The sequence below is a fragment of the Rahnella woolbedingensis genome (genome assembly GCF_003602095.1).
In the GTDB taxonomy this organism is placed as follows: Bacteria; Pseudomonadota; Gammaproteobacteria; order Enterobacterales; family Enterobacteriaceae; genus Rahnella; species Rahnella woolbedingensis.
Genome location: NZ_RAHH01000024.1, coordinates 64761 through 91006, shown reverse-complemented (window position 1 = coordinate 91006; position 26246 = coordinate 64761). Strand labels below are relative to the sequence as shown.

The 26246-nt window shown below is 50.9% G+C and carries 22 protein-coding genes, 1 tRNA gene and 1 rRNA gene; 10 read left to right on the top strand and 14 right to left on the bottom strand.

What is annotated here, in order from left to right; all coding sequences use genetic code 11:
* Positions 1-39: 39 nt before the first annotated feature.
* Positions 40-155, top strand: a 5S ribosomal RNA gene (gene rrf / locus D6C13_RS18910).
* A gap of 133 nt (positions 156-288) precedes the next feature.
* Here the strand turns inward: rrf and actP are convergent.
* From actP to acs, 3 genes are read right to left on the bottom strand one after another with little or no spacing between them, the layout of a single operon-like run.
* Positions 289-1956 carry a cation/acetate symporter ActP gene (actP, locus tag D6C13_RS18905; protein WP_120134224.1) on the bottom strand — a complete coding sequence of 556 codons (1668 nt, stop codon included), beginning with the start codon at positions 1954-1956 and terminating at the stop codon, positions 289-291.
* Entirely contained in the window at positions 1953-2264 is a 312-nt protein-coding gene (locus D6C13_RS18900; protein ID WP_120134223.1) for a DUF485 domain-containing protein, read from the bottom strand. The genes actP and D6C13_RS18900 overlap by 4 nt, the downstream gene beginning before the upstream one ends.
* A gap of 54 nt (positions 2265-2318) precedes the next feature.
* Positions 2319-4280, bottom strand: a complete 1962-nt coding sequence (gene acs, locus D6C13_RS18895) for an acetate--CoA ligase (protein ID WP_120134222.1) — start codon at positions 4278-4280, stop codon at positions 2319-2321.
* 516 nt (positions 4281-4796) lie between these two features.
* On the opposite strand from acs, the gene D6C13_RS18890 reads away from it, so the two are divergent.
* From D6C13_RS18890 to D6C13_RS18870, 5 genes are all read left to right on the top strand, one after another.
* A complete protein-coding gene (locus D6C13_RS18890) occupies positions 4797-5378 on the top strand; it encodes a fimbrial protein (RefSeq protein WP_120134221.1) in 582 nt (193 codons plus the stop codon).
* Positions 5379-5541: 163 nt separating this feature from the next.
* The gene (locus tag D6C13_RS18885; protein ID WP_244212721.1) at positions 5542-7980 is read left to right on the top strand and encodes a fimbria/pilus outer membrane usher protein; all 2439 of its coding nucleotides are present in this window, start codon (positions 5542-5544) and stop codon (positions 7978-7980) included.
* Positions 7981-8027: 47 nt separating this feature from the next.
* On the top strand, positions 8028-8762 hold the full coding sequence (locus D6C13_RS18880) for a fimbrial biogenesis chaperone (RefSeq protein ID WP_120134228.1): 735 nt from the start codon (positions 8028-8030) through the stop codon (positions 8760-8762).
* Between the two features lie 54 nt (positions 8763-8816).
* Positions 8817-9788, top strand: coding sequence for a fimbrial protein (locus tag D6C13_RS18875; RefSeq protein ID WP_120134219.1), 972 nt, complete (start codon positions 8817-8819; stop codon positions 9786-9788).
* 23 nt (positions 9789-9811) lie between these two features.
* The gene (locus D6C13_RS18870; RefSeq protein WP_120134218.1) at positions 9812-10084 is read left to right on the top strand and encodes a helix-turn-helix domain-containing protein; all 273 of its coding nucleotides are present in this window, start codon (positions 9812-9814) and stop codon (positions 10082-10084) included.
* A gap of 24 nt (positions 10085-10108) precedes the next feature.
* Here D6C13_RS18870 and D6C13_RS18865 read toward each other — a convergent pair whose 3' ends face one another.
* From D6C13_RS18865 to aspA, 10 genes are all read right to left on the bottom strand, one after another.
* Positions 10109-10663 carry a FidL-like protein gene (locus tag D6C13_RS18865; protein ID WP_120134217.1) on the bottom strand — a complete coding sequence of 185 codons (555 nt, stop codon included), beginning with the start codon at positions 10661-10663 and terminating at the stop codon, positions 10109-10111.
* On the bottom strand, positions 10653-11525 hold the full coding sequence (locus D6C13_RS18860; RefSeq protein WP_244212720.1) for a transcriptional regulator: 873 nt from the start codon (positions 11523-11525) through the stop codon (positions 10653-10655). The genes D6C13_RS18865 and D6C13_RS18860 overlap by 11 nt, the downstream gene beginning before the upstream one ends.
* Positions 11526-11785: 260 nt before the next feature.
* A complete protein-coding gene (locus D6C13_RS18855) occupies positions 11786-12811 on the bottom strand; it encodes a S66 family peptidase (protein ID WP_120134215.1) in 1026 nt (341 codons plus the stop codon).
* Between the two features lie 91 nt (positions 12812-12902).
* Positions 12903-14219: an MFS transporter gene (locus D6C13_RS18850; protein WP_120134214.1), complete on the bottom strand. Its 1317-nt coding sequence runs from the start codon at positions 14217-14219 to the stop codon at positions 12903-12905.
* Positions 14212-15372 carry a mandelate racemase/muconate lactonizing enzyme family protein gene (locus D6C13_RS18845; RefSeq protein ID WP_120134213.1) on the bottom strand — a complete coding sequence of 387 codons (1161 nt, stop codon included), beginning with the start codon at positions 15370-15372 and terminating at the stop codon, positions 14212-14214. The genes D6C13_RS18850 and D6C13_RS18845 overlap by 8 nt, the downstream gene beginning before the upstream one ends.
* Before the next feature lie 232 nt (positions 15373-15604).
* A tRNA-Phe gene (locus tag D6C13_RS18840) sits at positions 15605-15680 on the bottom strand.
* Between the two features lie 129 nt (positions 15681-15809).
* Positions 15810-16385 carry a division control transcriptional repressor DicD gene (gene dicD, locus D6C13_RS18835; protein WP_120134212.1) on the bottom strand — a complete coding sequence of 192 codons (576 nt, stop codon included), beginning with the start codon at positions 16383-16385 and terminating at the stop codon, positions 15810-15812.
* A gap of 43 nt (positions 16386-16428) precedes the next feature.
* Positions 16429-18159 carry a protein-disulfide reductase DsbD gene (locus D6C13_RS18830; RefSeq protein WP_120134211.1) on the bottom strand — a complete coding sequence of 577 codons (1731 nt, stop codon included), beginning with the start codon at positions 18157-18159 and terminating at the stop codon, positions 16429-16431.
* A 205-nt stretch (positions 18160-18364) separates the two neighbouring features.
* Entirely contained in the window at positions 18365-19666 is a 1302-nt protein-coding gene (locus tag D6C13_RS18825) for an anaerobic C4-dicarboxylate transporter (RefSeq protein ID WP_120134210.1), read from the bottom strand.
* A gap of 153 nt (positions 19667-19819) precedes the next feature.
* Positions 19820-21256 carry an aspartate ammonia-lyase gene (aspA, locus tag D6C13_RS18820; RefSeq protein WP_112289751.1) on the bottom strand — a complete coding sequence of 479 codons (1437 nt, stop codon included), beginning with the start codon at positions 21254-21256 and terminating at the stop codon, positions 19820-19822.
* Positions 21257-21642: 386 nt separating this feature from the next.
* On the opposite strand from aspA, the gene D6C13_RS18815 reads away from it, so the two are divergent.
* From D6C13_RS18815 to D6C13_RS18800, 4 genes are all read left to right on the top strand, one after another.
* Positions 21643-22134 (top strand): FxsA family protein, encoded by a 492-nt coding sequence (locus tag D6C13_RS18815; RefSeq protein ID WP_120134209.1) that lies wholly within the window; start codon positions 21643-21645, stop codon positions 22132-22134.
* Between the two features lie 216 nt (positions 22135-22350).
* Entirely contained in the window at positions 22351-22644 is a 294-nt protein-coding gene (locus D6C13_RS18810) for a co-chaperone GroES (RefSeq protein ID WP_009636718.1), read from the top strand.
* A gap of 53 nt (positions 22645-22697) precedes the next feature.
* Positions 22698-24344 (top strand): chaperonin GroEL, encoded by a 1647-nt coding sequence (groL, locus tag D6C13_RS18805; protein WP_120134208.1) that lies wholly within the window; start codon positions 22698-22700, stop codon positions 24342-24344.
* Positions 24345-24645: 301 nt separating this feature from the next.
* On the top strand, positions 24646-24990 hold the full coding sequence (locus tag D6C13_RS18800; RefSeq protein ID WP_120134227.1) for a DUF4156 domain-containing protein: 345 nt from the start codon (positions 24646-24648) through the stop codon (positions 24988-24990).
* A gap of 203 nt (positions 24991-25193) precedes the next feature.
* Here D6C13_RS18800 and epmB read toward each other — a convergent pair whose 3' ends face one another.
* Positions 25194-26222 carry an EF-P beta-lysylation protein EpmB gene (gene epmB, locus D6C13_RS18795; RefSeq protein ID WP_120134207.1) on the bottom strand — a complete coding sequence of 343 codons (1029 nt, stop codon included), beginning with the start codon at positions 26220-26222 and terminating at the stop codon, positions 25194-25196.
* Positions 26223-26246: the final 24 nt, after the last annotated feature.

The following is a 26246-nucleotide window of genomic DNA, read 5'->3' as shown; positions in this document are numbered from 1 at the left end:
CCTGATTTAAGGTGAGCGGTATGAATGAAACAGAATTTGCCTGGCGGCACTAGCGCGGTGGTCCCACCTGACCCCATGCCGAACTCAGAAGTGAAACGCCGTAGCGCCGATGGTAGTGTGGGGTCTCCCCATGCGAGAGTAGGGAACTGCCAGGCATCAAATAAGACAAAAGCCCTGCACAATGTGCAGGGCTTTTGTCTTTTATACGATTAAGCGTTTTACGACAAAAATATCCAAACAAAAGGCCATCCTCAGGGATGGCCTTTTGCGTTTCTGACACTATAACAATCAGTGATTAGAGCTTTGAGAGATCCCGATCCCTGTCTGTGAGCGTACAAACTGAGGATAGAAGCGCTCTCTTTCTTTCTGTCCTTCCAGCGAGTTATCAGTAACTGAGAAGAACCAGGTACCCACGAAGGCAACAATCATCGAGAATAACGCCGGATATTCATACGGATAAATCGGTTTAGCATGACCTAAAATCTGAACCCAGATAGTTGGCCCGAGGACCATGAGTATGACCGCGGTGAGTAATCCCAGCCAGCCACCAATCATGGCTCCGCGCGTAGTCAGCTTGGACCAGTACATTGAGAGCAGAATAATAGGGAAGTTACAGCTCGCAGCGATGGAGAAAGCCAGCCCGACCATGAACGCAATATTCTGTTTTTCAAACAAAATACCCAAAGCAATCGCAACGATCCCTAAAATGATGACCGTTATCTTCGAAACGCGCAGCTCATCCTTTTCAGTCGCTTTACCATCCTTGATGACACTGGCGTAAAGGTCGTGTGATACCGCCGAAGCGCCCGCTAATGTCAGACCTGCAACAACGGCAAGAATAGTGGCGAAGGCGACGGCAGAAATGAAGCCGAGGAAGAAGCTCCCTCCGACCGCATCAGCCAGATGTACGGCAGCCATGTTATTGCCGCCGAGCAGCACACCACTGGCATCTTTAAAGGCAGGATTCGCACTGACCAGAACGATAGCGCCGAAACCGATAATGAACGTCAGGATATAGAAGTAACCAATAAAACCTGTGGCATAAAACACGCTTTTACGCGCTTCCTTAGCATCGTTCACCGTGAAGAATCGCATCAGGATATGCGGTAAACCGGCGGTACCGAACATTAGTGCGAGCCCCAGAGACAAGGCTGATATCGGGTCTGAAACCAATCCTCCCGGACTCATGATCGCAATCCCTTTGGAATGAGCGGCGACGGCCTGAGTAAAGAGCGTGTTGAAGTTGAAGCCAACCGATCTCATGACCATAATCGCCATGAATGTCGCACCAGCCAGTAGCAGAATCGCTTTGATGATTTGCACCCACGTCGTTGCCAGCATCCCGCCAAACAACACATAGAGCACCATCAGGATACCCACTAAAATCACGGCCACATGGTAGTTAAGACCAAACAGCAGCTGGATCAGCTTACCGGCACCGACCATCTGTGCAATCAGATACAACGCGACCACCACCAGCGAACCGCAGGCTGAAAGCAGCCGGATTGGTTTCTGTTTCAGACGGTAGGACGCCACGTCGGCAAAGGTATATTTACCCAGATTTCGCAGACGTTCGGCGATGAGGAACAAGATGATCGGCCAGCCGATCAGGAAACCGATCGAGTAAATCAGTCCGTCATATCCGGATGTGTAAACCAGCGCAGAGATGCCTAGGAAAGACGCGGCTGACATAAAGTCACCGGCAATGGCCATGCCGTTTTGCAGGCCGGTAATGCGTCCGCCTGCGGTATAGTAATCCTGACGGGAACGGGTGCGTTTTGCCGCCCAGTAGGTGATATATAACGTCGCACCGACGAACAGCACGAACATTACAATCGCTTCAATATTAAGGGGCTGACGTTTGACTTCACCTGCGATCCCTTCGGCGGCAAACAGGCTGAAAGGGAAGGCTAAAGATAATGCCAGCAAAAGGAGAGAGCCGCGACGCGCCTTCATGGCTGCACCTCGCGGATAATATCTGCAGTGAGCCGGTCAAATTCCCCGTTTGCGCGGATGACATAAATTCCGGTCAGAACGAAAGAGATAACGATTAGCCCCACTCCAACTGGAATACCACGGGTAATCGTGGCTCCTTCATAGAGCGGGGTTCCCAGCCACTGCGGGTCGAAGGCAATAAGCAGGATAAAGGCAACGTACAGAACCAGCGTGATCGCTGAAAGTAACCAGGCAAAACGGCTGCGTTTTTGCACCAGTTCCCTGAAGCGTGGATTATTTACAACTCTCTGATAAATGAGATCATTCATCTCAGTGACTCCTGTGAGGCATTGATAGAGTTCACCGCGCCAGGGCGGTGAAAATTACGACGGCACTTTCATTGATTGTTTTTCTTCCAACAATTTGTCGACGACACCCGGATCCGCCAGCGTAGAGGTATCTCCCAGATTACTGGTGTCACCGGCAGCAATTTTGCGCAGGATACGGCGCATAATTTTACCAGAGCGGGTTTTAGGTAATGAATCGGTCCAGTGAAGAACGTCCGGTGTGGCGATGGACCCTATCTCTTTACGCACCCAGTTGCGTACCTCGGTATAGAGCTCCGGTGTCGGTTCTTCGCCGTGATTTAGTGTGATGTAGGCATAAATAGCCTGTCCTTTGATGTTATGAGGGATCCCCACAACAGCGGCTTCGGCAATTTTAGGATGTGAAACTAATGCGGATTCAATTTCAGCTGTTCCCAGACGATGGCCGGAAATATTCAGCACATCATCCACACGGCCGGTTATCCAGTAATAACCGTCTTCATCACGACGGGCACCGTCTCCGCTGAAATACATGTTTTTGAAGGTTGAGAAATAGGTCTGTTCGAAGCGGTCATGATCGCCAAACAGCGTGCGCGCCTGTCCGGGCCATGAATCGGTGATGACCAGATTACCCTCGCACGCACCTTCCTGTGGGACACCTTCGTTATCTACCAGTGCAGGCTGAACCCCAAAGAACGGTCTTGTTGCCGAACCGGCTTTAAGCTCAGTAGCACCCGGTAATGGCGTTATCATGAAACCACCGGTTTCGGTTTGCCACCAGGTATCGACAATCGGGCATTGGCTGTTACCAATCGTTTTGTAATACCACTCCCAGGCTTCCGGGTTAATCGGTTCACCCACAGAACCCATAATCCGCAATGATTCACGGCTGGTGCCTTCAATCGCTTTATCGCCTTCGGCCATCAGCGCACGGATAGCGGTAGGTGCGGTATAAAGGATATTCACTTTGTGTTTATCAATGACCTGCGCCATACGTGCAGGCGTCGGATAATTCGGCACACCCTCAAACATCAGGCTGATTGCGCCGCAGGCCAGCGGTCCGTAGAGCAAATAGCTGTGACCTGTTACCCAGCCAACGTCAGCGGTACACCAGTAGATGTCCCCGTCGTGATAATCAAAGGTGTATTTGAACGTGAGCGCGGCATAAACCAGATAGCCGCCGGTGGTATGCAGCACACCTTTTGGCTTGCCGGTGGAACCGGAGGTATAAAGGATAAAGAGCGGATCTTCCGCTTTCATTTCTTCAGCCGGACAATCAGCCGAGACGCCATCAATCGCATCATGCCACCAGATATCACGACCTTCTTTCCATTCGCCCTGTTTGCCGGTGCGTTTGAAAATTATGGAATGTGTCACGCTGGTGACAGAAGGATTTTTCAGCGCATCGTCAACGTTCTGCTTGAGTGGAATAGTACGACCCGCGCGCAGTCCTTCATCTGCGGTGATCACCACTTTGGCGCTGGAGTCGATAATACGGCCAGCGACGGCTTCCGGTGAGAAGCCGGCAAAGATAACGGAATGCACGGCACCAATACGCGCGCAGGCCAGCATGGCAACGGCAGCTTCCGGCACCATCGGCATATAAATAGCGACAACGTCGCCTTTTTTAACGCCCAGTCCTTTCAGTACATTCGCGAACTGACAGACATCATGATGAAGCTGTTTATAGGTGACGTGTTTGTTTTCAGCGTTTGGGTCATCACCTTCCCAAATTAACGCTGTCTGATCGCCTTTCTCTGTTAAATGACGATCCAGACAGTTCGCAGCCAGATTGAGCGTACCGTCCTCAAACCAGCGGATATCAATATTTCCCGGCGCGAATGACGTGTTCTTCACTTTTGTGAAAGGTTTGATCCAATCCAAAACTTTCGCCTGCTCGGCCCAGAATACATCCGGGTCTTCTACAGACTGTTGATAAAACTGCTGATATTTCTCAGGTGTGATCAGGGTACGTTCTGCCAGAGAGGCAGGAATAGGATGCTTATAAACATGGCTCATGGTTTTTCTCCTTTAATTTGTTAATGATATGTCAATCAAAGGTTAAGTGTAGTTTGCGGTTTGGCTTTGTTTGGTTTTTGGGGGTCAGATCACGCAAGCAGAGTAAAAACAGCAAGATATGCGCATGGTCACTGCGGGGCAGACCACAGAAATAAAAGGGGGCTATGAAAGGAAAAAAATGCGCGTTGGTAAAAATTTATGATTAAAAATGTAATGAATTGGTTAAATAAAGCTTAACTTACCTCATCTAATGCGAATGTTATTATTCATTGCAGAACATTTAATATCATTTATTTTAACCTATGAGTTAATTTCCATTCATAATGGCAATGTTTAAAGATTAATCCGAGTGTAAAACTCTTAATATTTGCATTGAGCAAATTATTATAACGTTAAATTTAAAATATCAGTATATTGATCTGGCAAGAGAGGGGTGCTCTCTTCGGTACAGCGAATAATATCGCTTAACAGCGGCTTACTGCTTAATAGCTACCGTTACAATCTCAAGGACTTACTATGTTTAACGCCAAGAACAAGACACTGGTTATTGCTTTATCTGCCCTTATTTCTGCTTCAGCTTTCGCAGACGATGTTACTACACCACCGACCGGAACCGATCAGGGCTCTGGTCGTATTCATTTCACCGGAACCGTTATTAATGCGCCTTGCTCTATTGCTCCAGGGGATGAGGACATTAATGTGAATATGGGCCAGGTAGCGAATAAGGTGCTGGAAAGCGGCAATAAATATTCTCAAAACGTTAACTACACCATTCATCTGCAAGGCTGCGACCTGACTGCACAAACTGCGGGTACTGTTGAATATCCGGCGATGTCTAAAGTAGCCGTTTCTTTTGCCGGTACACCTGACAGCAGCGCGACTGAATTGCTGGCCAACACCGGCAGTGCCAAGGGCGCAGGCATTCGTCTGATTGATGCGAACGGCGATCTGCTGAAAGTCGGTGATACCTCTAAAGATATTAATCTTGTCAGTGGCAACAATGAGCTGGTATTTGCTGCGCGCGTTGAAGCCAACACTCAGCCTGTTTCGACCGGTACTATCGTTTCTCAGGCAACATACGCCCTGAACTATAAATAAGCATTGTTATTATTTAGGGGAGTTATCTCCCCTTTATTTTCCAGGTGCACCTGCGCCAGGGGTTTATGTTTGATCTATAAAAGCAAAAAGTGATTTTATTATGTTGTTTGCGATGGATGGAACATCGACAAGGACGGGGAGAAGCTTATGGCTTATTTTCCTTTTGTCGGGATGCTTAATTTCAATCAGAAGCCTGGCGGTCGAATTTAACGTTAACTTTATTGATTCTGCCGATCGCAATAACGTCGATTTATCGCGTTTTCAGGTCGCCAATTACATCGCGCCTGGCGAATATTTACTGGATGTGATACTCAATGGCCGTACTCTGGGCGACCAGAGCCTCATTCAATATATTCCGAACGAAGACAATAAAAATAGCCGGTTATGTTCACCGCCTTCGCTGGTGGATAAATTCGATCTGACTAAATCAGCACGGGAAAAAATTACCCTGTGGCATCACGGCGAATGTACGTCGCTGGATAAACTGCCGGAAGTCACCACCCGTTACGACCAGGAAAGGCAGACGCTGAATATCAGTATTCCGCAGGCCTGGCTGACGTTCCATGATCAAAACTGGGTGCCCCCTTCACAATGGGATGAAGGTGTTAACGGTGCTCTGCTTGACTATAACCTCCTGGGCAGCCGCTACATGCCGCAACAGGGCGATACCTCGACCAGCTTTAGCAGCTACGGCACCACCGGTTTTAACCTCGGGGCCTGGCGTGCCCGTGCGGATTATCAATATTCCAATTCACGCACGTCAGGTACGCCTGCCAGCGATAATTTCACCTGGACGCAGAAATACGTATACCGGGCATTGCCCTCGATCGGCGCTCGTCTGACTGGCGGACAAACTTACCTGAGCTCTGACATTTTCGATTCATTCCGCTTTCTTGGCGCGTCTCTGAACAGCGATCAGCGCATGTTGCCGCCGTCGTTGCGGGGCTATGCGCCGCAAGTGACCGGGATCGCCAAAACTAACGCCAAAGTGAGTATCAGCCAGAACGGGCGGGTGATTTACCAGACTAACGTTTCGCCGGGGCCGTTCGTGGTTCAGGATCTGACCGAAGCGGTGCAGGGTGCGCTGGACGTCAAAATTGAAGAGGAAAATGGCAGCGTCACAACCTATCAGGTGACGACGGCCACCATTCCCTTTCTGACCCGTAAAGGCCAGGTGCGCTTTAAGACGGCAATGGGTAAACCGACCACCGGCAGCAGCAACCGCGTTTTGCAACCGGGTTTTTACAGTGGAGAAATGTCCTGGGGCGCGCTGAATGACTTCTCGCTTTACGGCGGCCTGATTTCGACAACGGGAAATTATCAGGCGCAGGCGCTGGGTGTCGGGCAAAACCTGCAAAAACTTGGGGCGGTGTCTTTTGACGTGACGCGCTCTTCAGCGACCGTGCCAGATGCGGGTAAACAAACCGGTTTCAGCTATCGCGCCAACTATTCCAAACGTTTTGATTCGACCGGCAGTCAGATTACGTTTGCCGGTTATCGCTTCTCACAAAAGACGTTTATGTCTTTTAACCAGTACCTCGACAAGGTGAACGGCGACGGCTATTCCCGCGATGACAAACAAACGTACACCATTACGGCGAACCAGTATCTGCCATGGCCTGCGATCACAATGTATCTGTCGGCGACGCATAAGGTCTACTGGAATGAGGATCCGAGTAACAACTACAGCGTGTCCGTCAGCAAGATTTTCGATATCGGGCGCTTTACCGGCGTGTCTGCCACCTTTTCGGCCAGCAAGCTGAATTACCGCAGCACCGATGAAAATCAGATGTTCCTCTCGCTTAGCCTGCCGCTGTCTTCAGGACAGCAAATCAGCTACGACGCACAACAGGATTCGCAAGACGGCTTCTCGCAAACAGCGTCGTACTACAACAGTCAGGATCCGAACAATACCTGGCGCGTTGGCGCGGGCGGCAGCAGTCCGGACGTGCAAAAAGGTAACGGCGTGTTCCGCGCTAACTATCAGCACATGTCGCCGTATGGACAGTTCGGCGCCAACGGCAGCGTGAAAAATAACGATTACCGTGCGGTGAACGCGAACTGGTACGGCTCATTTACCGCCACCGCGGCGGGTGCGGCCTTGCATCAGAGCAGCGCGGGCAGCGAGCCTCGCATGATGTTGTCCACCGGCGTAAAAGGCATCCCGATAAGCGACGGCGCGTCAGTGACCAATGATTATGGCATTGCGGTGGTGAATGGCGTGTCCAGCTATCAGACCTCTGATATCCGCGTTGATGTGAACCATTTGCCGGATGACGTGGAAGTCTACAGCTCGGTTGTCAGCAAAACCCTGACCGAAGGGGCGATAGGTTTTCGCAAAATCCGCGCGATTAAAGGTGAGCGTCTGATGGCGGTGATCCGCCTGAAAGATGGCAGTCATCCGCCACTGGGAGCGTCAGTGACCGACAACAGCTCCGGTTTCGAAGCCGGACTCATCGGTGACGGCGGTCTGGCCTATCTGGCCGGGGTGTCAGGCGAAAAATCTCTGACCGTCCGCTGGGGAGACGACCAGCAATGCCAGGTTCAGGTGCCGCCGCAGCCTGAAACCCGTTCAGGGCAGGTATTACTGCCATGCAGATAACGATGAAAAGCGGTCTGAAGGGATCGCATAAGCAAGGGAAGAACCTGATGAAAAAACTGATTTTACGCTGTGCTGCCGTACTGATGCTGGCCGGAGCATGTTCTCCGGCATTAGCCGCAGTGAATCTTGACCGGACGCGCATCATCTACAACGCCAGCGATAAATCCGTCAGCGTCATGCTCGAGAACCAGAGCAAGGAGTTGCCTTATCTGGCGCAGGTCTGGCTGGAGAACGCGCAGGGCGAAAAAATCACTTCGCCGCTGGTGGCCCTGCCACCGATGCAGCGTATCGATGCTGGCCAGAAAAGCCAGATCCGTATCCTGCAATTGCCGGAAACCGCCGGTTTACCAAAAGACCGTGAGTCGCTGTTCTATTTCAACGTGCGGGAAGTGCCGCCAAAAAGTGATATGGCCAACGTGATGCAGGTGGCGATCCAAAGCCGCGTGAAGTTGTTCTTTCGCCCGGCAGAACTGAGGAAACTGTTGAAAGCCAACTGGCAGGAACAGCTGCAGGTTACGCGGCTCAGTGAGGGTCTGACACTGACGAACCCGACACCTTTTTACATCACCGTCGGGTATCTGGGCAAAGACAACAAAGGTAATGCATCGGGTTTTGACAGCGTGATGCTGGCGCCGTTTGCAACGCAATCGCTGACCGGCAGTCAGTACGTCAGCGACCGTTACAGCCTGGGCTACATGGATGATTATGGCGGTCTTCAGGTTAATCAGTACAACTGCCCGTCCGTGCAATGTCAGCTCATCAGCAAGGATGATAAGCGATAACAACCACGTGAGAAGCCTCACTGAACGGAATTACCTCAAAGAAAAGGGATTGTTATGCCTGATATTTGCAGATTACCCACTTGCCGGATGGTAATCCTCATCCTGCTATTTGTATTCTCCCGCAGCGCTCTGGCGCTCGATTGTGTGGAGAAAGGCACCGGGATCGTGGATAAACCGGCGATACCGGTAGGGCAACTGGCGATCCCCGCGAATGTTCCGGTCGGAACCAAGATCTGGGAATCGAATGACATCAACGTCACGGCTTACTGCGACAATGTTTTAGGCTCGATTATCGACGTTGTGCATTTCTACTTTAACCCTAAGTCTCAGTCGATAGGTGAGGGGTTATTGCTGGGCGTCAGTTACAACGGACAGGATCTGGAACAGAACGAACAAAGACTGAGTACCAACAGTGCGCCTATCAAAAAAGGCCAGAATGTAACGGTCAACGTGACGTTTCGCCTTTATATCAAAGTCAGCGGCAATGCGCCTTCCAGCGGGCATTATCAGGGGGCTGACCAGTTCACCGTTTTCCAGCTTGATGGCAGCAGGGGGATTAACAAATCACCCGGTGCTAAAAACCTTAAATATAACCTTTCGGGCTTGCAGGGGATCCGTTTTCTGGCCTGTGGTTCTGACCTGAAAGTGTATCCGGAATCGCAGATTGTGGATTTTGGCGTGATTCAAAGCACGACACTTTCGCGGTCGTCAGGTATTTCGCTGCCGTTTGCCATCAAAGCCGTCAAACAAGGGTGTCTGGATAATTTTTCGCTGCAGGCTGAATTTTCAACAGCCAGTCCGCTGCTGGACAGTACTGCGATAGACCTTTCAAACGGCGCGAAGCTGATGCTTTACAACGATCAGCAGCAAGCGATCACTTTCAACCGGTACGATGATTTTGCAGAGCTGAATAATGTGAATGAGGTCACCAAAAACTTCACTGCAAAGCTGAGTGCGATCCCGGGAAAAACTCTTTCTCTCGGGCAGTTTGATGCGTCAGTGATCGTCAAGATTAACTATTACTGACCGCAAAGATAAGGGAGAACGATATGCTAAGAACGGCAAAATTACGGGCTCAGGCGCTGGAGGAACCCGTCTACTCCGCCCAGGCACCTGAACTTATCGCAGAGTCACACATTCACGCCCTGCTGCAAACTCTGCGCGAAGATGCCGGATTGAGTAAAACTGAACTGGCCAGACGACTCGGGATCACACCGCCGGCCATCACGCGGCTCGAAAAGCGGCCAGCTCAGGCAAGCTTTAGTACACTGTCTCGATATGCCCAAGCTTGCGGTTTTCATTTGTATCTCTACTTTAAATAACGGGAGACAGCCAGCCTGCTGATTTTAAAGCGTTTTATTGAAGGCGCATATGGCAAATGAAGACTGATTATTTTCTATCAGCATGGTGTTGTCGTCATATTTTTTCAACACCATCGTGTCGGTATGGCCGGTCAGAAAAAAACTGTTTATCAGCAACAGCGAGGAAGTCTCCCAGTCCATATTGTCGATGCTATCAACGTTTATCTGGCTGCTGGTCATGGAATAGGTATCGGTCACTTTGTTCTCCTGTACATGGTCATAATAGATATTTCTCAGCAGCGTTTTTCTGTTTATCAGTTTTCCTTCCTGATCGTATAAATATGCAGTCCCGCTAAGTGAAACTAAAATTTTTTGCTTATCAAGAAAGCTGAAGTACAGGGAAGTTACCATTTTTGCTTTCTGATGATCATATTGTGCTTCCACTATCATACTTCCCCGGCAGGGAATATTAACCGGAAACTCATGCTGATCACTTTTCAGGAAGATGCCATATAAGACAAACAGCAATGCAGTGACAGGAAGTAATATAAAAATGAGGGGCTTCTTACCCACAGGGAAGGGCTTTCTATCACTGATCATGCGTGGTCCTGTCATTTATATAAAAGCTTATGCAAACGTTAGCTTTATGATTATCATCGATGCTGCATTGCGCGAGAAACTCCCGGACTGAACCGGTGTTTATTGGCGATAAGTAAATCTCACTTTGAAATATCAAGATGTGCCCTGGTTTACATGAAATATTGTTCTTCTGAATAAAATCTTCCGCCAGCTGAATAAAATGACTTTTATGTGACTGTGAGACAGGTGCCGTCGAATACAAACCGCAGGATCCTATTCTGGCAATCTCTAAGTCGGCTTTTGGATCACTCATATCATTGTAAAAAATGAAAAATGCCCAAACTGTCAGTGCCGTGGTCACTAACATGCTCATCATAGAATAATGCTGATTTCTTAGCTTCCGTGGTTCAGGTTCCGTCGAATTTTGCTGCGGGTTCACAGAATGATTTATTATTTCATCATCAGGGGGATCTTCTTTCAGAACAATCTCCGGCTGATTAGCTATTTCATCCCTATTTTCTACTATTACCTGAGTCTCCATGCTATCGGCACAGGTCGTAATAATGATTTCCTTTCTGATGATAAAGCCCACTTTAGGAACAGTGACAATAAATTCATTCTGATACCCCAGTGTGGAGACAACTTTACGTAATTTGCTGATGCAGTGATTGAGGTTGTTATTGCTAGCATTCAGACCGTAGTCATCCCATACTTTTTTAAAGAATGTTTCACGCTGGACGACAACGCCTTGTTGCTCAATTAACAATAATAATATTCTCCGTGCAGGATTCGAGACGGCGATCTTACTTTCGACATCACTCAGTAATGAAAGTGAGTTTTCCTCCGGATTGAATACTATTTGATTTTCAATCAGATAAACCATGGGCATTCCACTCCTCCCTGTATAGAATATTCGGTCATTTCCGCTGCATCAGTTAATTAGTACGGTGCTGCTTTACGGGTATTTTATCTTTATATACTGCTTCACAGAGGGCAGTTAGTATAAACCCTTCTATTTTAAAAACAGATTTCTGTAGTAAATGTTTACAGAGCAGTGGATGGAAATGTAAATGGCCGGGGTATGAAACAGGAAAAGTTAATAAATCACGTACGGAATTTTAGTAGTACGTGATTTGCGGAGGATCAGCGCAGGTACTGGCCGGAGATGTCGATATGCTGGCGATCAAAGTCGACAACAATATCAGTGCCCAGCGGGAGCGTTAATATAGGATGGGTATGGCAACAGTCGAAGCCATCGACCAGAGGGATTTCCTGCCCGTTCAGAACTTCCAGCAGAACGTCCACCGGCTGTCTGCCCGTACCCGCGCTATCAAACAGTTCGTGTTTGCCGAGCAGAATGGCGCTCACCCTGTCGAAAATCCCGTTAAGTTTCAGCATGGCAAATGAGCGTTCAACCGTTGCGATATTCAACAGGCTGTCTTCGATAAACAAAATATCGCCCTGACGGATTTCCGGCATATAGGGGCTGCCCCAGATACCCGACATCGTATTCAGATTCCCGCCAATGACCCGTCCTTCAATGCGCCCTTTCCCTAAAAAGCGGCAGGTATTGGCATACAGTTTTTTGGCTCTGACTGGGGTGACGTCATTCCAGTTGAGTTTTTCGTCAGTCCAGTGCGCGGGAAGAGAATAACGGTACGGCGCGTTGTGGCGGGTCATCAGGATGTCGGTAAAAGAGCCCCAGGTTTCATCAACCAGTGGAGGGAACTCGCCGAAAGAGGCCGCCAGCGCCGGACCGTAAAAAGTAATGAGACCGGTCTGTGCATAAATCCCGGCCAGAAGCGCCGTGGTATCGGAATAGCCGATGATGATTTTCGGGTCGGCGCGCAGGGCATCGTAATCCAGAAAAGGCAGCAGGGAGTTGCTGTTATTGCCTCCGATTGTCGACATCACACAACGCACCTGCGGGTCACGGATCAGCTGATTGAATTCTTCCGCTCTGGCAGCAACAGAACCTGAACGGTAATGGTCAGAATGCCCCGTCAGTGATCCTGCTTTCAATACAAATCCCTTTTCCTCGAGGAATTTTTTTCCACGAGAAAAACGCTCAGGAGCCGTTGCGGTAACGGGTGACGATGCCGAGAAAAAACCAATGGTATCTCCGGTTTTCAACGCAGAAGCTAGCAGGGGAGTTGTGGACGAAGGCATTTTATATCCTATAAATTTGCTCAATGTTCAATCTGCAATGTATCAATTCAATTGCAGGTTGAACAGGGGCTTACAGGATAAAACAGGAGGGTTAATGACCGGTGGCGGCGTCCTCCTGCGGTACTTTTTTGCCAAATAATTCATTCACTTTGTTCTGGCGTACCAGGATGGCCATCGCGACTACCCCGACGATGGACAGTCCGCTAGACAGAGTGAACGCGGGCTGATAGCCGCCGCCGTACTGGATTAAAAATCCGGTGATACTCGGGGATAAAATCCCGGCCAGATTTGCCAGTAAATGCACAAATCCTCCGGCGGTACCGATACGGTGAGCCGGTACAATATCCTGCAACAATGACCAGCAGGCCTGCGGCGTCATGTAAGCGAAAATACTGGCAACCGTAATCAGCGCCACGGCACCGGCGGTATTGCGGGTATAAGCTGTCATTAGTACACAACCGGCAGCAATAATCAGACCGGCGAAAATGACTGCTTTGCGCGAAAACAAGAAGTTGCCGGTACGACGGTACAACGTATCAGCAATGATCCCGCCGCCGATAAGCCCTGCGGTTGCACCCAGCCACGGCAGAATGCCGATAATGCTCATACTCTTAATGTCGAGATGCTGGAAATCGGTAAGATAACTTGGCAGCCATGACAGGAAAAAGTACTGAATGTAGTTGAAGCAGAAAAAGGCCGCAGCAACGCCCAGAACAGGTCTGGAAAAGACGTAGTACCACAAGCTGTGTGCATCTTTTTCTTTATTGTCGTGAGTTACCGGTGTCGCCGGACGGTCACTGGCAATCAGCTGTTTCTCTTCTTCTGAAACCCGTGGATGTTGTTCAGGTTTATCTCGGAAAAATATCATCCACGCAGCCAGCCACACGAAGCCCAGCGCGGCAATGACCACGAAAGCAATGCGCCAGCCAAAGCGCAATCCGACTAGCCCGACAATCGGCGCGGCAATGGCGGCGCCCAGCGGCTGACCGGCATTGGTAAACCCGACCGCACGGCCTACTTCCTTGCGCGGGAACCAGTTGGAAATTGATTTGTTGGTGGTGGTGCCCATAGGGCCTTCGCCGATACCGAACATCACACGCACGACCAGTAAATGCGCGAAACCTGTCACCAGCGCGGTCGCGCCGCAGAACACTGACCAGAATGCGGCCGCGAAGCCGAACACTTTGCGCGGGCCAAATTTGTCTGCACTCCAACCGCCGATAAAGCAGAACAGGCAGTAGCCGATAAAGAAGGCGCTAAACAAAATACCCATCTGGGCGTCATTGATATGCAGATCGCCTTTGATTAGCGGCGCCATCACCGACAATGCCGCACGGTCGAGATAATTGAGCATCCCGGCAAAGAACAGCAGCAGGGCAATCACCACACGATAGTTAGATTTACGCATGGGCCGCCTCCGCGTTCAGGGAAAGTGTTTGCGAACTGATCAGGTACTTCTTCATCACAGAGGGCGATGGCTCAAAACCTGTCCCTGGCGTGTCCGGCAACGTCATCTGCGGTGCGAAGTCCAGTTGCGGATAAAGCGTTTCCTGCCATTGTATGTAAGGCACTTCCAGGCTCACGCTGTCGTCGAGCGTGGCGACCAGTTGGGCAGTAGCCATAAGGCCGGCACCGTAATAAAAGCAGTGTGGGACAACGCGGATATGATACTGCTTAGCCAGCGCAAACACTTTCAGCATGGCAGTTATCCCACCGACTTTACTGACGCTCGGCTGCGCGACGTCAATTGACCCGTGCTCGAAATGTTCCACGAATCCCTGAACGCCAGCGGCATTTTCGCCAGCGGCAATGCGCGTCCCTTGTTTGCGGACTTCTGCAAGTCCGGCTAAATCATCCGGTGGCCAGACGGGTTCTTCCAGCCATCCAAGATTCAGGGAACGTAAAGCCTGCGCCTGTTCAGCGGCTTCTTCCACGTTCCACGGACAGTTTACATCGAGCATCAGTTCGGCATCGGCGGGCAGAACTTCCCTTGCGGCAGCAATGGCCGGATAAGCAGTCTCATGCAATTTAATGGCGCGAAATCCCGCCTGATAGGTGCTCAGCACTTTTTTCGCCACGCGCTCAGGATGATTGCCATAACTGACCAGACTGGCATAAACGCCAATTTTCTGACGTTTTGCGCCGAGCAGCTGCCAAAGTGGCTGGTTCCGGGCTTTTGCCAGCAAATCCCACAGCGCAATGTCGACGGCAGAAAGCGCAAACAACACGGGGCCGGTTCGTCCAAAAACGTGGAAATTAATCTCGGCCTGCTGCATCAGTACGGCAATTTCCTCAGGGCTTTGCGGGCAGGTTTGCCCGAGGAAAAATCGCCCGACCAGCCCGTTGAGTGCAGCTTCGGTCATCGGATTACAAAGATGACCGAAACCTTCGCCCCAGCCATGCAGGCCAGTGTCCGTGCTGATTTTTATCAGCAGCGTTTCCATTCTGGTGAGTTCGGGGGATGCCGCATTATACGCATCGGTCTGTGTCTCTGGCGTTTTATCTCTGCCGCTGCTGAATGGAATGGCAACGCGCAATACCTCAATCTGGGTTATTTTCATGAGACGTTCCTGTTTATTTAGAGCTTTGAGGAAACTTATCAGCCTAAGTAATCAGTCTAAAACGCGGGAACACGGCCGTTAACGGACGTTGGCCTAACTTTTAAGCAGGATTAAACGGGAATTTTGTGCAAATGAATGAGGCGATGAGAAGTGAGTCACGAAAGAAGAGAGTTCGAAGTTTTTCGAAAAGCAGAAAGCAAAAAACCAGCCGTTAGGCTGGTTTCTTTAAATATGGTGCCCGGACTCGGAATCGAACCAAGGACACAGGGATTTTCAATCCCTTGCTCTACCGACTGAGCTATCCGGGCAACGGGGCGCATTAAACCGTATTGGGCCTGTGCCGTCAACGGCTTTGTCATCTAAAACACATAAAAGGCGTTCGTTTGCTGTCTTTTCATTCAAAAACGATGGCTTCGTTGGTCTGAATACCGAAGGAGTCAGGAAAGCGCGCCATGTTCGCGGCAACGGGCGACGTTCAGAACGTCTTCTGCCAGCCTGCGGGCGACTTCCACATCGTTCAGCTGGCGCTTAACCAGCAACCTGCTCAGACAGCCCTCCAGGATCAGTTCCATTTGCTGGGCGACCATTTCCGCGTCGTCCGACCCCATTTCCTGCAAGAGTGACAGCGTGTAGTCGTAGGACGCCAGCTTCTGCTGTTGAGCCAGCTGATGAATTGGCATATCGCTGTCAGGGAAAAACGTGCAGGCGGCGATAAACAGACAACCCGGATAGCGTTGCTGGCGCACCTGCTCATCCAGCACTTTGTACCGTGCCAGCAATTTCTGCGGCGCAGAAAGGGATTCATCGAGCATCAGCTGGCGGCGCCAGATATCAATCTGTTCGCCATGATAACGCAGGCTGTCATAAAGCAGAGCTTCGGCATCCGGCCAGAAACGGCGTAATTCATTGAGTGGAACATCCACCCGTTCGGCGACAGTTTCCAGTGACAATGTTGCAAGGCCACGTTGTTCCAGGAAATTAAGGGTTTTATCGAGAACTTGTTCACGTAGCACGTTTGCCTCCTCACAATTCGCGTACTTCAAAAGGTAGTGTCGTTTAAGGGCGGGTTTTCTGCAAATGCGCGCTGAACTCCGACGCATTCATAAACCCGGTCACACGCGACTGTGGTAACTCACGTCCATCGGGGCCGAAAAACAAAATCGTCGGCAGGCCCAGCACATTCAGACGTTCTAATAACGCTTTTTGCTCCGGCGAGTTTTGGGTGACATCAGCCTGCAGAAGCAAGGTGTTTGCCAGTTCATTCTGCACTTCTGGCGCGGAGAAGGTATATTTTTCGAACTCTTTACACGCCACGCACCAGTCAGCATACAAATCCAGCATGACGCGTTTGCCTTGCGCGCCTTGCAGGGCGGCGTTCAGTTCACCGACATTATGGATTTTCTGGAAAGTCAGCGCGTGCTGTGTTGCGGTGATGTCACCGGCTGGCGCAAACGCCCAGTCCTGAAGCGGACGGCTGACTATCAGCGCTGCCGCAAGGAAGACTAACTGCAGCACCCGCACCACACCGCGCTGGCTTTTCAGGCTCAGTACCAGCGCCCAGCCGAAGAAGGCCACGCCGAGCAGACTCCACAAACGCAGCCCCCAGGTATCGCCAATCACACGTTCCAGCAGGAAAACCGGCAGCGCCAGTATCACAAAGCCAAAACCTTCCTTCACATACTGCATCCACGGCCCGCTGCGCGGCAGCAGTTTGTTGCCAAACATCGTGACGATAATCAGCGGAATGCCCATTCCTAAGGCGTACAGATACAGCGTTCCGGCACCTGCCAGCAGATCCCCGCTCTGGGCGATGTACAGCAAAATCGCGCTAAGTGGCGCGGTGGTGCAGGGCGAGCAAATCAGTCCCGCCAGTGCGCCCATAATGAAGACGCCGGGCAGCGAACCGCCTTTTTGTTCATTACTCCACAAGGCCAGGCGGGTCTGCACCGAAGAGGGCAATTGCAGGCTGAATGTGCCGAACATCGACAGTGCCAGCAGAACGAACAGAACCGAAAGCACAATCAACACCCACGGGCTTTGCAGTGCCGCCTGGAATTGCAGGCCGGCAGCCGCGACGACCATGCCGAGCAGCGTGTAAGTCAGCGCCATGCCCTGCACGTAAACCAGCGACAACAGGAAAATACGCTTCATGCGGTGAGGGCGCTGGCGCCCGAGAATGATACCGGAAATCAGCGGGTACATCGGCAGTACGCAAGGGGTAAAGGCAATGCCGATGCCAATTAGCAAAGCCCATAGCGGAGAGAAAGGCAGTGGCGCGGATTGTGTTTCAGGCGTCGCGATAACCGGTGCGGCATCCGTCGCTGGCGTGCTGGCGCGATCCGGTTCCGTCACGGCACTCAGCGGCACTTCGCGGGTTTCCGGTGGATAGCAGAACCCTGCGGCGGCGCATCCCTGATAAGTGACACGGACGGTCGCATCAGGGCTGGCCTGACGTATCGGAACCACAACATTTAGCGCATTTTCATAAACTTCGCTGTCACCGAAAAATTCGTCGTGATGATCGCGTCCCTTTGGCAAAAGGAATGCGGCGAGCTGTGCATTCTTCGGTTCCAGTTCAATTTTACTGCGGTAGAGATAATAGCCGTCGCGGATTTGCCAGCTGAGTTTGAGGTCATGACCTTTCTGCTGGAAATCAAAACTGAAAGCCTGATCGACAGGCACAAACTGAGGTGCAGCCGGTTTTCCAAATAATGAGGCATTCGCCTGAAACGGCAAAAGACACAGGCTGCAAAGCAGGAAGAAAATTCGAAGAATGCGGTGATCCATGCGAAGTAAAATTCTCTTTGTCGCGGCGGGAGTTCGGCCACTGAGTGATTCGACAGAAGATGCGGACGGCTTCATGCCGCAGCGCGTTAATGAAATGTGAGTATACCCCGCACAATCGGCGAGCAGAAAGCCCCGTGGGTGCTGAACGTTGTCTGGCGAAAGGAAAATGCCGCAATAACGGGGGCCGGAGCCCCCGGAAAAACTGTCAGAGAATAATACTACCCAGACCAAATCCGAAAAGTACCGACAGGAATACACCCATGGTGCCCGGGATAAAGAATGGATGGTTGAAGACGAACCGTCCGATGCGCGTGGTGCCGGTGTCATCCATCTGCACGGCAGCAACCAGCGTCGGATACGTCGGCAGAATGAATAAACCGGATACAGCGGCAAAAGAGCCCACTGCGGTCAGTGGCGACACGCTCAGCGCCAGCGCCATCGGCAACAGCGCTTTGGTGGTCGCCGCCTGCGAATACAACAGTGCAGAGCTGAAGAAGAAAATCAGCGCCAGCAGCCACGGATGCGCCTGAATCAGGGAGCCTGCCGTTTCTTTGATCCAGCCGAGATTGGCTTGCACAAACGTGTCACCCAGCCAGGCCACGCCGAGGATACAAATACAGGCGCTCATGCCTGATTTGAACGTGCTGGAGGTCAGAATAGCGTCAGTATCAATGCGGCATAATAACGTGATAAGCGTGGCGACGCTGAGCATGATAATCAGAATGGCGCTGTTGGTCGTCATCACCGGTTGTGCGACCCAGCCCAGGCTCGGGCTGTTTACCACTGCGTATCCGACCACGCCCAGAACGCCGAGCAGGAACAGTAATACCGAGAATTTTGCGCCGGGTTTGATTTCCATGACCTTATCGCCACGCAGTTCAATCAGTCCTTCTTCATAACGCTTCAGGTAAACCGGATCGTTGGAAAGCTTGGAGTCAAAACACCAGCTGACAATCAGCGACATCACGATAACCGCCGCCAGCGTCGAGGGGATCATAACCATCAGCAGATGCAGATAACTGACTCCGTGGTTTTCCATCGTTGACGCCATATAAACGACGGCGGCAGAAATGGGAGACGCGGTGATTGCAATCTGCGCTGCGACCACGGCCGTTGAAAGCGGACGGCAGGGTTTGATTCCCTGCTCTTTCGCTACTTCTGAAATAACGGGCAGAGCGGAAAGTGAGATGTTGCCGGTGCCGGCCATAATCGTCAGGAAATAGGTGACGACAGGGGCGAGAATAGTGATGTGCTTTGGATTGCGGCGCAGCAGTTTTTCGGTTTGCTGTACCAGATAATCCATCCCGCCTGCCACCTGCATGGTCGAAATCGCCGCGATCACCGCCATGATGATGGAGATAACATCAAAGGGAATGGTACCTGGTTTGACGCCGACCAGCGCCAGCGCCAGTACGCCCAGACCTCCGGCAAAACCAATGCCGATCCCGCCCAGACGCGCACCGAGGAAAATCGCTGCCAGTACAATAATAAGTTCGATGATTAGCATGGTTGTCCGTCCATCATCCTGCTGCTCCTTAAGGGATTGATAATTAATAAGGAATTGATAATTAATTGTTATGTAATTGTTGTGCCGCAAAAAGTAAAAAGGCCCGTTATTCCGCAGAACAACGAGCCTTTAAAAGGTCAGTAATTTAATCTGTTACTGTTCATTTTCATCAGTGTAGCGTTTAGCTTTGTAGGCCGGATGCTTCAGGTTTTCGATAGAGAAAATGTCGTCCAGTTCGGCTTCTGTCAACAGGCCGCGCTCCAGCACCACTTCCCTGACACTCTTGCCAGTTTCCGCACAAATCTTCCCGACGATATCGCCATTGTGGTGGCCGATGAACGGGTTGAGATAAGTGACGATCCCAATAGAGTTGAAGACATAGAACTCGCACACTTCTTTGTTGGCAGTAATACCGTTGATGCATTTCTCCAGCAGGTTGTAGCAGGCGTTAGTCAGAATATGCACTGACTCAAACATCGCCTGACCAATCACCGGTTCCATCACGTTCAGCTGTAACTGACCCGCTTCGGCGGCCATGGTGACGCACACGTCGTTACCGATAACTTTGAAGCACACCTGGTTTACCACTTCTGGAATTACCGGGTTCACTTTGGCAGGCATGATAGAAGAACCCGCCTGCAATTCCGGCAGGTTGATCTCGTTCAGGCCAGCGCGCGGGCCGGAAGAGAGCAGGCGCAGGTCATTACAGATTTTAGAAAGCTTAACCGCCAGACGTTTCAGTGAGCTGTGAACCATCACGTAGGCGCCACAGTCGGAGGTCGCTTCGATCAGGTCTTCTGCCGGTACGCAGGCCAGATTGCTGACTTCCGCCAGTTTCTCTACCGCCAACTGCTGATAGCCTTCTGGTGTGTTCAGCCGTGTACCGATTGCCGTTGCGCCGAGGTTCACTTCCAGCAGTAATTCGCCGGTGCGCATCAGGTTGCGGGTTTCTTCTTTAAGCAGCACGTTGAATGCGTGGAATTCCTGACCAAGGGTCATCGGAACCGCATCCTGTAACTGCGTGCGTCCCATTTTGATGATGTTTTCGAACTCTACCGCTTTACGCTCGAAACCGTCGCCCAGCTGAGAAATCGCATCAACCAGTTTCAGCAACGAGGTGTACACGGCGATACGAAAACCGGTCGGGTAGGCATCATTGGTGGACTGGCATTTGTTCAGGTGATCGTTAGGATTCAGGAACTGATAATCGCCTTTCTGGTGTCCCATCAGTTCCAGACCGATGTTCGCCAGCACTTCATTCGTGTTCATATTTACCGAGGTTCCCGCGCCGCCCTGATAGACGTCGATAGGGAACTGGTCCATGCACTTACCTTTATCAAGCACTTCGTCGCACGCCTGAATAATGATATCCGCAATGTGGCGCGGGATGGTGCGCAGTTCTTTGTTGGCCAGAGCCGCTGCTTTTTTCACCATTACCATGCCACGAACAAACTCAGGGACATCGCTGATCTTGGTGTTGCTGATATAGAAGTTTTCAATCGCCCGCAGGGTGTGAATGCCGTAATAAGCTTCTGCTGGTACTTCGCGCGTGCCCAGCAGGTCTTCCTCGATACGAATGGTGTTTGACATGAGAACCTTCTCTTCGGTACTAAACGAGTTATGCGATGTTTAAAATTATGTTACTTGCCGTGGTAAATTTAAAACGATCGACCGTTGTTTCGGCAACGAAGGCGATCATATGCTGCTTCAGGCGAATTGCACGTACTAAGATCACTATCCTGCCCTATGACTGTGCATGTTTTTAGTATCTGTGAGAATTCTCACAATTCATTCAGCGGCTCAATTAAATCAGCTCTGGTGCTTGAAATCACTGCGACGTAGCACCATCTCAGTGTAGTCAGCCTGCATTTCTTTGAAAGCAAAGAACCTGAGCAGGCACTTATTCCTGGTTACGACTGCCTCTGTGACAGCGTTTTGCGACAGAGTTTTCGGAGCCTCATTACAAGGAGAATGCGGTGCGCTGGTTACCGTTATTACTGTTATTCCTGCTGGCCTACATTGAAATTACCTTATTTATCAAGGTGGCTGCGGTTGTTGGCGTGGCCACAACATTATTGCTGGTGGTGTTCACTTCCTGCGTAGGGGTTTCTCTGGTGAAAAATCAGGGCATGAAAACCTTTATGCAGTTGCAGCAAAAGCTGGCTGCAGGCGAAAGCCCGGCGGCTGAAATGGTGAAAAGTGTTTCACTGGTGATTGCCGGTTTCCTGCTGCTGGTGCCGGGCTTCTTTACCGATTTCCTCGGGTTGCTGCTGTTGTTACCGCCAATCCAGAAACGACTGACGTTAAAACTGATGCCGCACCTGAACATTGTTCGCTCTGGCGGCAACTGGGGAAGCAGCGCGCCGACAGGAAATACCTTCGACGGCGAGTTCCAGCGTACGGATGAAACTCCGGTGCGTCTGGTTTCACCAAAAAAAGATGACGACACAGAGCACCGCGATCGCTAATCTCTGTGGCCTTGATTGTTAAAAGATTGTTGGGAAGTGCTGCAAAGGTCATTTTTTGAATGAACAGAGCATCGAAAGAAAAAGCGAAAATTTTTCTGTTCTTCCCCTTGAAGGGCAAGGTATCGCCCCCATTAAACAAACCACGAGGCCAGGCAGACATTTGCCAGGCATTCAACCCTAAAATAGAGTATGGACCCGCTCACAGGAGAGTTATCAATGAAAATTCGTCCATTGCATGACCGCGTTATCGTCAAGCGTAAAGAAGTAGAATCTAAATCCGCTGGCGGCATCGTTCTGACTGGCTCAGCTGCTGGTAAATCTACCCGTGGCGAAATCCTGGCTGTCGGCCATGGTCGCATTCTGGAAAACGGTGAAGTTAAAGCGCTGGATGTGAAAGTTGGCGACATCGTCATTTTCAACGACGGTTACGGCGTTAAAGCTGAGAAGATCGACAATGAAGAAGTGTTGATCATGTCTGAGAGCGACATTCTGGCAATCGTAGAAGCCTGATTGTCCCCCGATCCACTTTTTTCTGAACAGAACGAATTTAAGGGAAATTAACAATGGCAGCTAAAGAAGTAAAATTCGGTAATGACGCCCGTGTGAAAATGCTGCGTGGCGTAAACATCCTTGCTGATGCAGTAAAAGTCACCCTGGGCCCTAAAGGCCGCAACGTGGTTTTGGACAAATCTTTCGGCGCACCAACCATCACTAAAGACGGCGTGTCAGTTGCACGTGAAATCGAACTGGAAGACAAGTTCGAAAATATGGGTGCACAGATGGTGAAAGAAGTTGCGTCCAAAGCGAACGATGCAGCGGGTGACGGTACCACTACCGCAACCGTTCTGGCACAAGCCATCATCACCGAAGGCCTGAAAGCGGTTGCCGCCGGTATGAACCCGATGGATCTGAAACGTGGGATCGACAAAGCTGTCATCCACGCGGTTGAAGAACTGAAAAAATTATCTGTTCCTTGCTCTGACTCTAAAGCCATTGCACAGGTTGGTACCATCTCTGCTAACTCTGATGAAACTGTCGGTAAACTGATCGCGGAAGCGATGGAAAAAGTGGGCAAAGAAGGCGTCATCACTGTTGAAGAAGGCACCGGTCTGCAAGACGAACTGGACGTTGTTGAAGGTATGCAGTTTGACCGCGGTTACCTGTCTCCATACTTCATCAACAAACCAGAAACCGGTTCAATAGAACTGGAAAGCCCGTTCATTCTGCTGGCTGACAAAAAGATTTCTAACATTCGCGAAATGCTGCCAGTACTGGAAGCCGTTGCTAAAGCCGGTAAACCACTGCTGATCATTGCTGAAGACGTTGAAGGCGAAGCCCTGGCGACTCTGGTTGTGAACACCATGCGTGGCATCGTGAAAGTGGCTGCGGTGAAAGCACCAGGCTTCGGCGACCGTCGTAAAGCTATGTTGCAGGATATCGCAACCCTGACTGGCGGTACCGTTATCTCTGAAGAGATCGGTCTGGAGCTGGAAAAAGCGACTCTGGAAGATATGGGTCAGGCTAAACGCGTTGTTATCAACAAAGACACCACCATCATCATCGATGGCGTTGGCGAAGAAGCAACCATTCAGGGCCGTGTTTCCCAAATCCGTCAGCAGATCGAAGAAGCGACTTCTGATTACGATCGCGAAAAACTGCAAGAGCGTGTGGCTAAACTGGCAGGCGGCGTAGCTGTTCTGAAAGTTGGCGCAGCGACTGAAGTTGAAATGAAAGAGAAAAAAGCTCGCGTTGAAGATGCCCTGCACGCCACCCGTGCTGCGGTAGAAGAAGGCGTAGTTGCAGGTGGTGGTGTTGCGCTGATCCGCGTTGCTCACACCCTGGCTAACCTGACCGGCGACAACGACGACCAGAACGTGGGTATCCGCGTTGCTCTGCGCGCAATGGAATCTCCACTTCGTCAGATCGTTGTGAACGCAGGCGAAGAAGCTTCTGTTATCGCCAACAAAGTGAAAGCGGGCGAAGGCAGCTTCGGCTACAACGCTTACACCGAAGAATACGGCGACATGATCGCAATGGGTATCTTGGATCCAACTAAAGTGACCCGTTCTGCTCTGCAGTACGCGTCTTCTGTAGCTGGCCTGATGATCACTACTGAGTGCATGATCACCGACCTGCCTAAAGACGATAAAGTCGATATGGGCGGCGCTGGCGGTATGGGTGGAATGGGCGGCATGGGCGGCATGATGTAATCATCATCCCCCTGCGCTTATCCGCAGGTACGCCCGGTCGTTAGTGAGTTTTGCTGCCTGACTTAACGTACTGAAGAAACCCGGTCTGAAAAGGCCGGGTTTTTTTATTTGACCATTTTTTATCAGGTTCAGTAAGATAACTCTCATTGTCGCCGGTCATTAACGTGTAGACTCATTTCTGCGTGGTTTTCGGATTTTTACCGATAGCGCAAACCTTGGGCGTACGTGGCAACGGATGCCTAAGAGAGCCAGGTGTTTTCTGATAGGCTTTATGTGATTACAAAAACAAATGGGGAAAGTGATGCGGATTAAAATGTTACTGGGCCTGTCAGCTATCGCGCTGCTTGCCGGGTGCAGTACCACTCATCAACTGGATGCAGCGGGCCAGCAGGTGAAATTCACGGATGACAAACCAGGCGCAAATTGTCAGCTGCTTGGCGAAGTCACTGGTGCCCAAAGCAACTGGTTCTCCGGTACCGGCGGTGACGGCAGCTCCATGCGTGGTGCAGCCAATGACCTGCGTAACAAAGCGGCAGCGATGGGCGGCAACACCATTTATGGTGCAAACAGCCCGACACAGAACTTCCTGTCCAGCTTTGCACCTGTTGACAGCAAAATGGTCGGCCAGGTTTATAAGTGCCCATAATCGGGTTGCACGCCGTTTAATTGCGTGAATGCCAGATAGAATAAAGGGATGCCAATGGCATCCCTTTTTGCATCTCCCTTCATACTTCAAGCCGCAGTTGCGTTGGCTATGTTCAGTCACCCGAATCATTTCTGAGTAAGCTCATCGGGACTCCATCACTTGCCGCCTACCTGCAACTTGAATTATTTGGGGGCGATAATGTGTTAAGACTGCTTCAGCCGCAGATCCAGAATGGTTTTACTCGGCTCGCCGCCAATCTCGCGGGTGAGTTTCGGCACCATATATCCGGAAACCTTGCTCATCAGCCCCTTCATGATGGCGCGGGCTTCGTCGTCGTTCACCATGAAATGCGCCGCGCCCTGAACTTTATCCAGCACGTGGATGTAGTAAGGCAAAATACCTGCGTCAAACAACGCATTGCTCAGCGTCGCCAGCACATCGGCAGAATCATTGACTCCGCGCAGCAACACACTTTGATTAAGCAGTGTCACGCCATGGCGTTTCAGCTTCGCCATGCTGGTGCGCAGGGCATCATCAATTTCATTGGCGTGATTGATGTGTGTCACCATCAGCACCTGAAGACGTGATTTTTCAAGGCGCTGGCAGAAAATATCGGTGATACGCGCAGGAATTACCACCGGCAAACGGGTATGAATTCGCAGACGTTTAATGTGCGCGATACCTTCCAGCTCACTGATCAACCAGTCGAGTTCGTGATCTTTGGCCATCAGCGGATCGCCACCGGAGAAAATAATTTCATCGAGTTCGGGGCGTGTGCGGATATAATCCAGCGCCTGAACCCAGTTGGCTTTATTTCCCTGGTTGTCCTGATACGGGAAATGACGGCGGAAACAGTAGCGGCAATTCACCGCACATCCGCCTTTCACCAGTAGCAGGGCGCGATTGCTATACTTGTGCAACAGACCCGGAACAACGCTGCGTTGTTCATCAAGCGGGTCGGTGGTAAAGCCCGGTGCGGCGATAAATTCTTCGCGTGCGGTCAATACCTGAAGCAATAAAGGATCCTGTGGATCGCCCGGCTGCATGCGCGCGACAAAGGCGCGGGGCACACGAAGCGGGAACAAACGACGGGCTTCACGCCCACTTTGCAGTTCTGCATTGTCGTTAAGTGCCAGAAGAGTAAGCAGTTCATCAGGGTCAGTGATAACATCGCCGAGTTGATACAACCAATCTTCTCTAAATGGCGTGTTTAGGGTTACAATGTTTGCCATTTTTTGGCTAATACCAGCTTAAAA

Coding starts and splice junctions, on each gene's coding strand:
- actP (WP_120134224.1), bottom strand. CDS start 1,956: ATGAAGGCGCGTCGCGGCTCTCTCCTTTTGCTGGCATTATCTTTAGCC.
- D6C13_RS18900 (WP_120134223.1), bottom strand. CDS start 2,264: ATGAATGATCTCATTTATCAGAGAGTTGTAAATAATCCACGCTTCAGG.
- acs (WP_120134222.1), bottom strand. CDS start 4,280: ATGAGCCATGTTTATAAGCATCCTATTCCTGCCTCTCTGGCAGAACGT.
- D6C13_RS18890 (WP_120134221.1), top strand. CDS start 4,797: ATGTTTAACGCCAAGAACAAGACACTGGTTATTGCTTTATCTGCCCTT.
- D6C13_RS18880 (WP_120134228.1), top strand. CDS start 8,028: ATGAAAAAACTGATTTTACGCTGTGCTGCCGTACTGATGCTGGCCGGA.
- D6C13_RS18875 (WP_120134219.1), top strand. CDS start 8,817: ATGCCTGATATTTGCAGATTACCCACTTGCCGGATGGTAATCCTCATC.
- D6C13_RS18870 (WP_120134218.1), top strand. CDS start 9,812: ATGCTAAGAACGGCAAAATTACGGGCTCAGGCGCTGGAGGAACCCGTC.
- D6C13_RS18865 (WP_120134217.1), bottom strand. CDS start 10,663: ATGATCAGTGATAGAAAGCCCTTCCCTGTGGGTAAGAAGCCCCTCATT.
- D6C13_RS18860 (WP_244212720.1), bottom strand. CDS start 11,525: ATGGTTTATCTGATTGAAAATCAAATAGTATTCAATCCGGAGGAAAAC.
- D6C13_RS18855 (WP_120134215.1), bottom strand. CDS start 12,811: ATGCCTTCGTCCACAACTCCCCTGCTAGCTTCTGCGTTGAAAACCGGA.
- D6C13_RS18850 (WP_120134214.1), bottom strand. CDS start 14,219: ATGCGTAAATCTAACTATCGTGTGGTGATTGCCCTGCTGCTGTTCTTT.
- D6C13_RS18845 (WP_120134213.1), bottom strand. CDS start 15,372: ATGAAAATAACCCAGATTGAGGTATTGCGCGTTGCCATTCCATTCAGC.
- D6C13_RS18830 (WP_120134211.1), bottom strand. CDS start 18,159: ATGGATCACCGCATTCTTCGAATTTTCTTCCTGCTTTGCAGCCTGTGT.
- D6C13_RS18825 (WP_120134210.1), bottom strand. CDS start 19,666: ATGCTAATCATCGAACTTATTATTGTACTGGCAGCGATTTTCCTCGGT.
- aspA (WP_112289751.1), bottom strand. CDS start 21,256: ATGTCAAACACCATTCGTATCGAGGAAGACCTGCTGGGCACGCGCGAA.
- D6C13_RS18810 (WP_009636718.1), top strand. CDS start 22,351: ATGAAAATTCGTCCATTGCATGACCGCGTTATCGTCAAGCGTAAAGAA.
- groL (WP_120134208.1), top strand. CDS start 22,698: ATGGCAGCTAAAGAAGTAAAATTCGGTAATGACGCCCGTGTGAAAATG.
- D6C13_RS18800 (WP_120134227.1), top strand. CDS start 24,646: ATGCGGATTAAAATGTTACTGGGCCTGTCAGCTATCGCGCTGCTTGCC.
- epmB (WP_120134207.1), bottom strand. CDS start 26,222: ATGGCAAACATTGTAACCCTAAACACGCCATTTAGAGAAGATTGGTTG.